Source organism: Parabacteroides sp. CH2-D42-20 (genome assembly GCF_003670185.1).
GTDB lineage: Bacteria > Bacteroidota > Bacteroidia > Bacteroidales > Tannerellaceae > Parabacteroides > Parabacteroides distasonis.
Genome location: NZ_RAYG01000058.1, coordinates 1 through 8,822 on the forward strand (window position 1 = coordinate 1; position 8,822 = coordinate 8,822).

10 protein-coding genes are annotated in these 8,822 nt (G+C 48.6%); 9 read left to right on the forward strand and 1 reads right to left on the reverse strand.

What is annotated here, in order from left to right; all coding sequences use genetic code 11:
* Positions 1 to 89: 89 nt before the first annotated feature.
* From D7V92_RS21335 to D7V92_RS21380, 9 genes are all read left to right on the forward strand, one after another.
* The gene (locus D7V92_RS21335) at positions 90 to 683 is read left to right on the forward strand and encodes a hypothetical protein (protein WP_121737272.1); all 594 of its coding nucleotides are present in this window, start codon (positions 90 to 92) and stop codon (positions 681 to 683) included.
* A gap of 37 nt (positions 684 to 720) precedes the next feature.
* Positions 721 to 1,299, forward strand: a complete 579-nt coding sequence (locus D7V92_RS21340) for a hypothetical protein (protein ID WP_065538904.1) — start codon at positions 721 to 723, stop codon at positions 1,297 to 1,299.
* 116 nt (positions 1,300 to 1,415) lie between these two features.
* Positions 1,416 to 1,610, forward strand: coding sequence for a hypothetical protein (locus tag D7V92_RS21345; protein ID WP_016274261.1), 195 nt, complete (start codon positions 1,416 to 1,418; stop codon positions 1,608 to 1,610).
* Positions 1,611 to 1,624: 14 nt separating this feature from the next.
* The gene (locus tag D7V92_RS21350; RefSeq protein WP_016274260.1) at positions 1,625 to 2,083 is read left to right on the forward strand and encodes a hypothetical protein; all 459 of its coding nucleotides are present in this window, start codon (positions 1,625 to 1,627) and stop codon (positions 2,081 to 2,083) included.
* A gap of 28 nt (positions 2,084 to 2,111) precedes the next feature.
* Positions 2,112 to 2,954 (forward strand): AraC family transcriptional regulator, encoded by an 843-nt coding sequence (locus D7V92_RS21355; RefSeq protein WP_016274259.1) that lies wholly within the window; start codon positions 2,112 to 2,114, stop codon positions 2,952 to 2,954.
* A 31-nt stretch (positions 2,955 to 2,985) separates the two neighbouring features.
* The gene (locus D7V92_RS21360) at positions 2,986 to 3,888 is read left to right on the forward strand and encodes an RteC domain-containing protein (protein ID WP_016274258.1); all 903 of its coding nucleotides are present in this window, start codon (positions 2,986 to 2,988) and stop codon (positions 3,886 to 3,888) included.
* 104 nt (positions 3,889 to 3,992) lie between these two features.
* Positions 3,993 to 4,352 (forward strand): helix-turn-helix domain-containing protein, encoded by a 360-nt coding sequence (locus D7V92_RS21365; RefSeq protein ID WP_016274257.1) that lies wholly within the window; start codon positions 3,993 to 3,995, stop codon positions 4,350 to 4,352.
* Positions 4,315 to 6,387 (forward strand): AAA family ATPase, encoded by a 2,073-nt coding sequence (locus D7V92_RS21370; RefSeq protein ID WP_016274256.1) that lies wholly within the window; start codon positions 4,315 to 4,317, stop codon positions 6,385 to 6,387. The genes D7V92_RS21365 and D7V92_RS21370 overlap by 38 nt, the downstream gene beginning before the upstream one ends.
* 406 nt (positions 6,388 to 6,793) lie before the next feature.
* Positions 6,794 to 7,312, forward strand: coding sequence for a dihydrofolate reductase family protein (locus D7V92_RS21380; RefSeq protein ID WP_016274255.1), 519 nt, complete (start codon positions 6,794 to 6,796; stop codon positions 7,310 to 7,312).
* 96 nt (positions 7,313 to 7,408) lie between these two features.
* On the opposite strand, the gene D7V92_RS21385 is transcribed toward D7V92_RS21380, so the two are convergent.
* Positions 7,409 to 8,822, reverse strand: a 1,414-nt coding sequence (locus D7V92_RS21385) for a DNA topoisomerase (protein WP_147441537.1), incomplete at its 5' end; no start/stop codon positions are given.

An 8,822-nucleotide genomic window follows, 5' to 3' on the forward strand; every position in this document is an offset into this window, starting at 1 on the left:
TATAACTTTCAAGAGGCTATAAATATATTATTAACAAGAAAAGATAACGTCTTACGCCGTTCCTTTTCAAACCATTAGATATAATAGGCATGAGAATATTTGTATTATATTGCTTGTTCTTTTTCCCACTTAGCTATGTTATAGCAAAAAACGGCTATGTGGAACAAAATTCAGTAAAGTATCATTCTTTGACTGAAAAAGATACCCTTTATATAGAAACAGAAAAAACAGAATTTGAAATTCTATATAGGCTATGTTTTAACCAGCAAGGTAAAAAGAATGTTGTTTTTGAATTGAAAGCGGTAGATGATAGTAGTATTGACTTCGTGCAAAGCTATACAATCAATGGAGTAAAAAAGTTTGATTGTTTTGCCGTGTATGATAATGTGGCAGACGGAAACCGTTTCTTATTCTTTGACTATGAAAATCAAATTGCTTACATAACGCCTACATGTTTTTCCGGTTTCTATCCGATATACAGTTCTGTGGACTTTTCAAAATTGGAAGTCTTATTACGAAATGAACACTCCCATTTGAAACAGCTAAACGACACGTTAAGTGTTGATAGTAACGTGGCTTATGTACCATTTAACTGTAATAATCGAATTATAAAGGCAACTTTTGTTCAATATCCCCAAGCGGGAAAGGGCAATAAATATCTAACAACGAAAGATAGCATCTAACGATGCTCCTTTCTAACCATTAGCTGTAATTAATGACATGAAAATCTATGAGAATAAAATATTGAGAATACTTGGATTTATTTTTATTTGGATTTATGTATTCGGTGTGGGCATTTGCTTTGCTGCAAAATGGTATGCTATTGGAATATCGGGAGCTATCTTATTGGCTGTTTGGTTGAATTCCGGACTTATTGGTGATACCATTTATAAATATAGAGTAAAACAGGCTACAAAACAAATAAAAAGGCATGGAATACAATTATTTGTTGATTTAAACCAATGTAAAGTCACTACACAGAAATGGAATACCAAGAAATCAAGGATGCAAGAGCCTATCTTTCGGATATTCCATACATGGGAAATCCAATTTTGGAATGGTGTCAGTGGCTATTTATTCCCTGACATTTATCATAGTGAACAAATTGTGTCCACTACAATATGCACCGTAACGTACACAACCAAATACAATGGAAAGACAAAAACATTTCGCAGTGATGCAATCTTGAAGGAAAAAGTTTCATTGGAAATGCTATTGCAACACTATGGAATGACGAAGATTTACATAAATCCGAAGAATGACAATCAATATTATTTTGATTTAGATTTTCTAAAATAGATACAGCTAACAACGCAGGATAACGGATAAGCCGTTTCTCTGCTGAACCATTAGCAACTTTTTATTTGTTGCTTAGTAGCGTATGAGGGAATACAATTTGAAAAGTAAAAAAAATTATGAGCTATATTACAGCGGAAAGATTGGGAAAAGTTCTTATATGGGCATGGAACAAGTATGTGAAGAAAACCGCCATTCCTTACAAGAAGATTGACTTTCATTATTCGGATTGGGTCTTTCTCCTGACAGGTCTTGTCTTTTTTGGAATTGTGCTGGGTATTACCCTGCTTCATTTTGCATTTTGGAGAACATAATTCATCGAATATATATGAGTAAAGGAATAAAAAAGACAGATAACTATTTTGAACGAGTGAAGCAACGTGCCAACCGGACGAATTACAGATACTATTTTTTTGACTACCTATATTTCAAGGGAGAGGTTTGGGGCAAGAAGATAGGACGGATGTCAGGTTTTATACTGCTGTTTTGGTATTGGTGGTGGGTAGTAGTTCTGCCCGGCAACTTTCTCCTGATTAACAGTGTACCGGAATGGTCGTCCTTACATCTTGGCTATTTAGGTGCAATGTTTTTGCTTATTTGTATATTTATTCTTGCACGATACAGAAAAGCCCGTGTACAGGCATTGTTGAACCGCTACCGCCGCTCTAAGCATATCAGCGCAGTACAGGCATATTTTCTGTTCCTGCTGCCCTTTGTACTTTTCTTCTTAGAAACATGGCTGTTCGATGAATGGGGTTGGACGGATTGCGTGAGGTGGAACAAATGATATGTCATTCATATATAAAACATCAGATATGGAACAACGGATTACATCATTATTGCTTCCCGCTCCCGAAGTGGAGCTGGAAGCGTCCTGCAAGGAACTGGACGAAAAGGTAACATGGCTGCTGCACAACGGCCGGAAAATGGACAACTACTTGGAACTTGAACCGTTCAGCAAGGACGTGCGGCTGTGCGCCCACGTGTGCGACACGCTCAAAAGCCTGCCGGAAACACCGACACTGGCAGCATACAAGGACTACAAGGCAATCATCATCCTGCTGGGTATATCCACAACACATTACGCCATACTGGACGAACTGGCGGAACAGCACCGCAAGCGGGACGACATACCCGAACTGACCGCCTACTGCGATGCGCTCCACTGGATGCGACCGGGACGGCAGTACCTCTGCAACGTGTACAACACGGTATGCCACGCTTTCCACCTGCTGCGGAGAAACCCGGTAAGGGACAACCGCCTGCTGGTGACGGAAAAGGAGCTGCGCCACGCCGAACGGATGTTGCCGGAACTGGGCAGGCAGACGTTCACCGAAATGGTACGTCTGAAAGGCTACATGGTCTATGATGCCGAGCAACTGGCGGACAAATGCGGCATGGAATACGGCTCGTTCCGGCGAAAGGTAAAGAAAATGACCGGGTACACGGCTAAGGAATGGGTGATAAAGGAACGGGTAAAGGATGTGGAACACTACCTGACGAACACAAACCTCACGCTTACCGAAGTGGCGTTCACCACCGGGTTCGCATCGACATCGAACCTGAACGACTTCTGCAAGGCGTATCTTTTAGATACCCCCGGAGAAATACGCAGAAAAGCGCAGGAAACAAGAAAATGCACAGCTACAAGAACGTAATGTGAAAAATCAAGAATAAAACAGATTTTTTATGCCCGTAACTTTGTGCTTCACAAAAGATAAGCACAAGGTTATGGAACATAAGATACTGTTGGAAACATACTTCGCCGGACTGCTTCAAAAAGTGGAATGGCAGATACAGGAATACGAGGACACCGCAGCGGACACGCTGACGCTCTGCCGCCTGTGCGTGGACTACCTGCAAGAGATACTGGGCGAACTCAAAACCTTTATAATCTCCTACCCGTTCGCCAGCACGGAAGAAGAAATACACTTCTTCAAGGAACTGAAACCGCTTTTAGCAAGCAAAATCATCTATTACAACACCGTTTACAAGATAGAGGTGCGCTTTCCCAGCGGCAGCGAGGACGTGCAGCGGGACTACCTGCTGTCGGAAACCGACCGGATTTCAAAGTCGTTCCAGCGGAACTTGGCGTTCTACCAGTACCACCGCACGAAAGCCACCTACTTGGACAGGCAGTATTTCATGCGTGGGAAGCCTGACATACAAATCATTGTGGACAGTTTCTATTACGAAACAGACCCACAGTTCAGCACCAGTCACGACTTCAAGGTAGCAAAGATTTTAGCCAACGAACTGCTGGAAATATACCTCACCAACCGCCTGCACGAGCTGGAACGCCGGGAACAGCGCAAGCGGGTGAAGAACGGCTTCACGGGAAAGGTGCTGCGCTGGACGGGGACGAAAAGGGCGTTGGTGGAGCTTGTCTATGCACTGGACGCCTGCGGCTGTCTGAACAAGGGAACGGTTGATATAAAGGAGATTGTAGCCTATTTTGAATATGTTTTCGACATCGACCTCGGCGACTTCTACCACACCTACATGGAACTAAAAGCCAAGACCAAAGACCGCACGGGCTTCCTCTCCACCCTGAAAGACAGGTTGCTGCTGCGCATGAGGGAGCAGGATTAGGCAACCGTTCTTTAACAAAATTTATTTCGCCACAGGTGGGTTCGCCTGTGGCGTTTTATTTTTCAGGACACCCGAACTTTGCGGCAAATCAATCAGTTACCATTATGGAAATAATAACATTCGAGTCCAAAGCCTACAAGGAGCTGGACAACAAGATTACCGCCATTGCCGATTACATCTTCAACCACACGGAAACGGCAAGGCAAAGCGAGGAAGATATGTGGGTGGACAGCTACGAGGTCTGCACGTTCCTGAAAATAAGCGAAAAGACCCTGCAACGCCTGCGGGTGTCGGGGACTATCGCCTATTCCAACATCAGGGGACGCTACTTCTACAAGGTCAGCGAGATACGCCGGATGCTGGAAGAACGCCTGATAAGGAGCAACAAGGAGAACATCGACAACCTGATAACCAACCACCAGTTGTATGCTAAGGAAAGAGGAAATCTTAGAAAGAACAAGTAACGGGCTGGCGGTGTTCAAACACTACCTGCCCGGAAACTGGCGCATAGGTCGCAACTTCCTTAACCCGTTGTACGAGGATAGCAAGGCTTCCTGCAACATCTATTTCGACCGCCGGGGCGGTATCTACAAGATGAAAGATTTCGGCAACGACAGTTACAGCGGCGACTGCTTCTTCCTCGTGGGGCAGTTAAAGGGGCTGGACTGCAACCGGGCGGCTGACTTCGTGGAGATACTGGAAATCATCGACCGGGATTTGGGCTTGGGGCTGGCTTCCGGCACCCCGGTTTCCATTCCCCCGGCAACCGTCCGCCGGGCAGAGCCGGACAAACCCGAAGAAACGCCCGAAAAGCCTGTCAAGCCCTACCAGTTCCGGGAACAGAAGTTTCCGCTTGCCGAACTGGTGTACTGGCAACAGTACGGCATCACGCCCGAACTGCTGGAACATTACAAGGTCTGCTCGCTCCGGGAATACAATAGTGAAACGACAGAGGGGAAGCCGTACACCTACATTTCATCGGTGGCAGAACCCATGTACGGCTACAAGGGCAAACAGCACATCAAGCTGTACCGCCCGTTCTCCACGCCCCGCTTCCTCTATGGCGGCAGCTTCGGCGAGAACTATTGTTTCGGACTGGAGCAACTGCCCGCCAAAGGTGACACGCTATTCATCACAGGCGGCGAGAAAGACGTACTTTCACTGGCGGCGCATGGTTTTCACGCTATCTGCTTCAACAGCGAAACGGTGACGATACCGCCCACGCTGGTTTATAGGCTGACGTTCCGCTTCAAGCACATCGTCCTGCTCTTTGACATGGACAAGACGGGCAGGGAAAGTTCACGCAAGCAGGAAAAACTACTGGAAGAATTTGGAGTGAAACGCCTGCTGCTGCCGCTTCCGGGAACGAAAGAGGAAAAGGACATATCCGACTACTTCAAAGCCGGGAACACCCGTGAAGATTTCCTGAAACTGTTTATCGAATTTTTAGACAACCTGTATAGCGACACATTGATTATGCTTAAATCGTGCGAAATAGATTTCAACAACCCGCCCGCCAAAGCGCAAGAAATTATTTCGGCGGGTGACGTTCCGTTAGGGACACAAGGCAACCTGTTCGGCATCACCGGGGGCGAGGGAACGGGAAAGAGCAATTATGTAGCCGCAATCGTGGCGGGCTGCATCTGCCCGGCTGGTGCGGACATAGATACGCTGGGCATACAGATAACCGCCAACGGCAGGCATAAGGCGGTCTTGCTCTATGACACCGAACAGTCGGAAGTGCAACTGTTCAAGAATGTAAGCAACCTGCTGGCACGAGCGGGGCAGCAGGACAAACCCGATGAGCTGAAAGCGTTCTGTCTGACGGGTATGTCACGCAAAGAACGCTTGAACGCCATTGTGCAGAGCATGGATAAGTTCTACTACCAGTACGGCGGCATCCAGTTGGTCGTCATTGACGGCATCGCCGACCTTGTGAAAAGTGCCAACGATGAAGCGGAAAGCGTGGCGGTGATAGATGAACTTTATCGGCTGGCGGGCATCTACAACACGTGTATTCTGTGCGTGCTGCACTTCGTCCCCAACGGTTTGAAACTGCGGGGACATTTGGGCAGCGAGTTGCAGCGCAAGGCGGCTACAATCCTTTCGATAGAGAAAGACGATGAACCCGCCCAGTCGGTGGTAAAAGCCCTGAAAGTAAGGGACGGAAGCCCGCTGGACGTGCCGCTGATGCTCTTTGCATGGGACAAGGAAGCGGGGATGCACGTGTACAAAGGGGAGAAACCCCGTGAGGAAAAGGAGAAGCGCAAGGAAAGGGAACTGGTGAATGTCGCACGTGACATCTTCGGGCGGCAGACACGCATCACCTACATAGACCTTTGCGAGCAGTTGCAGCAGGTCTTGGACATCAAGGAGCGCACCGCAAAGAGCTATATCCGCTTCATGCGGGAAAGGGACATCATCACCAAAGACACGGCGAACCAAAGCTGTTTTGTCATAGGTTCATATAATCTTCAAAGGAACACAAGCTGCCCGTAGGCGTATGGGCTGAACTTGTGTATTTTTAGGTGCTTGTGTCCTGCCCTGTTGTGAAACACGGCAGGATTTTTTCTGTTTGCACGTGAAAATTCAGGGTATTTGCTTAACTTTGCAGAAGTTACACGAAAAAAGTAACGGCAGTTGGACGGCGGTTGCCGGAATATTGCCTTTATATATAACATATACGTTCGCCGAACGTCCCAAAGTAGAAAACTGGCACTTTTCAAAATGTGGGGATATTCAGCGCAGGATATGCTATGCGTTTGTCATAGCGTGGCTGCACTGTTTCCACATTTGGGTATGCCAGTACCTCTACTTTGAAACAGCGTCATGCCACGCTTTCTTTTTAGGTGGCGGCTAACGTGCAAAGACAGTAGGGATTTATATCACTTTAATACCTGACAATATGGAACAAATCAAAGCGCACATCGCCGTATCGCTGGACGGGCATACCGCCACGCCGGACTATGAACTGGACTGGATGCCCCGTGAGGTCAAGGAACTGGCGGCAAGGGAACACGCCGCCGCAAGCTGCCTGCTTATGGGGGCGAACACCTACAACTACATCTTTGAACACTGGGGCGGGTGGCCGCACAAAAGCAAGCGGTCTTTTGTGGTGTCACACTACGACACCAACGTGACGCCGGACTGCGGCGTGGAGTTCCTGACCGAAGAACCGCTGCAAAGAATTTATGAATTGAAACAGGAAACCGCCATGCTGGTGGTGGGCGGCGGCAAGCTGCTTACTTCATTGATTAAAGCCGGGTTGTTGGACATCCTGACAATATACACCGTCCCAGTCATGGCGGGCAAAGGCATCGGCTTTATCGGGGAAACATTCGGCTCACATTGGAAACTCTCGGAAAGCAGGGTGCTGGATAACGGGGTGGTCTGTTCGACCTACCTGTTTGGCGGGAGCGTATAAAAAATGCGCCCGGTTCCCGCCGGGCGCAACCACTAAAATTTCAATTATTATAAGTTGTAAAACCTATCACAATGAAATTTCAGCGGCAAAGATAGGCTATTTCTTCGGTTTCGCTTTCTTTTCGGGGAATGAAAAACCGATATTGAATTGCTCGTCCAGCACCAGCGAAGCATCGAAAGCCTTGCCGTTCTTGCCCTTGAAGCCCTTGATTAGCCCGGTCTTGCGTTTCGTCACCAGCTCGATAATCTGCTTGTCGGAAAGCTGCTTGTCGCACTTGTTGCGGAATATGGTAAGCGTGCAGTCCACGTTGGAACACTTCGCCACTTTCGGGTAGAACAGGATGCGCCCGTTATTGCATTTGGGACAGGAACAAGTTTCGCCATTGGCGACAGACAACTGCACCGATAGCAGTTCCGCCGTGATTTGCGTTGCGTACACCTCGATACCCTTTCGGAACGTGTCAGCATCCATACTGCCCGCTTCTATCTTGGCAAGGGCGGTTTCCCACATACCCGTCATTTCGACATCGGCAATCTTCTTGTCCCTGACTATCTTGTAAACGGCAAGCCCCTTGTCGGTAGGCACAAGGTTCTTCTTCTCACGCACGATGTACTGGCGGGTGAACAGCGTTTCGATAATCGCCGCACGGGTGGCGGGCGTGCCTATCCCGGCATCTTTCAGGCTGGCTTTCAGCTCGGCATCTTCCAGTTCCTTTCCGGCGTTCTCCATTGTGGCAAGCAGGCTGCTTTCCGTGTGCAGCGGTTTCGGCTTGGTCTGCTTCTCCAACAGTTCCACGTTGGAAATCGGCAGGCTTTCGCCCTCTTGGAGCGGCGGCAGGCTGGCGGCTTCTTCATCCCCGCCCGTTTCCTGTTCGCCGAACACGGCACGCCACCCAGTTACTTTCATCACAGACCCTTTTACCGTGAAGTCAGTATCTCCAGCCGACAATATGGCGGTGGTAACGTCTTTCACGCACTTGCCCGAAAAGGCTTCCAGCATACGCCCGGCTACCAGCTCGTAAACCGCCCGCTCGTCTTTGGAGAGTTCGCCGGGCAGGTTCTCAGTAATGATTAAGGCGTGGTGGTCGGTCACTTTGCCGTCATTCACGCTGCGGCGGTTCAGGGGTGTGCCGTCCAGCCCGGCGGCATACCCGGCGAAGCGGGGGTATTGCCCTAACAGGGCGACACGCTCCGGCATTTCATCGAAAACGTCCTCCGATATATAGCGGCTTCCGGTTCTCGGGTAGGACATCACTTTCTTTTCATACAGGCTTTGCGCTACGGAAAGCGTCTTGTCAGCCGAAAAGTTCAGCTTCGTGTTCGCTTCCTTTTGCAGCGTGGTAAGGTCGTACAAAAGGGGCGGTTCTTGGTTGGCTTCTTTCCTCTCAACGGATTTCACGGCAAGTTGTCCGGCATCCTTAACCCGTTGCAGGGCGGCTATGGCTTCGGGCTGCTGTTCCCACTTGGCGGTCGATTGGGCGGTGAAACTTATTCCCCCGCTGGCGGTCGCC

What these genes read in the sequence shown, in the direction of transcription:
- D7V92_RS21335 (WP_121737272.1), top strand. Translation starts at nt 90, where the DNA reads ATGAGAATATTTGTATTATATTGCTTGTTCTTTTTCCCACTTAGCTAT.
- D7V92_RS21340 (WP_065538904.1), top strand. Translation starts at nt 721, where the DNA reads ATGAAAATCTATGAGAATAAAATATTGAGAATACTTGGATTTATTTTT.
- D7V92_RS21345 (WP_016274261.1), top strand. Translation starts at nt 1,416, where the DNA reads ATGAGCTATATTACAGCGGAAAGATTGGGAAAAGTTCTTATATGGGCA.
- D7V92_RS21350 (WP_016274260.1), top strand. Translation starts at nt 1,625, where the DNA reads ATGAGTAAAGGAATAAAAAAGACAGATAACTATTTTGAACGAGTGAAG.
- D7V92_RS21355 (WP_016274259.1), top strand. Translation starts at nt 2,112, where the DNA reads ATGGAACAACGGATTACATCATTATTGCTTCCCGCTCCCGAAGTGGAG.
- D7V92_RS21360 (WP_016274258.1), top strand. Translation starts at nt 2,986, where the DNA reads ATGCCCGTAACTTTGTGCTTCACAAAAGATAAGCACAAGGTTATGGAA.
- D7V92_RS21365 (WP_016274257.1), top strand. Translation starts at nt 3,993, where the DNA reads ATGGAAATAATAACATTCGAGTCCAAAGCCTACAAGGAGCTGGACAAC.
- D7V92_RS21370 (WP_016274256.1), top strand. Translation starts at nt 4,315, where the DNA reads ATGCTAAGGAAAGAGGAAATCTTAGAAAGAACAAGTAACGGGCTGGCG.
- D7V92_RS21380 (WP_016274255.1), top strand. Translation starts at nt 6,794, where the DNA reads ATGGAACAAATCAAAGCGCACATCGCCGTATCGCTGGACGGGCATACC.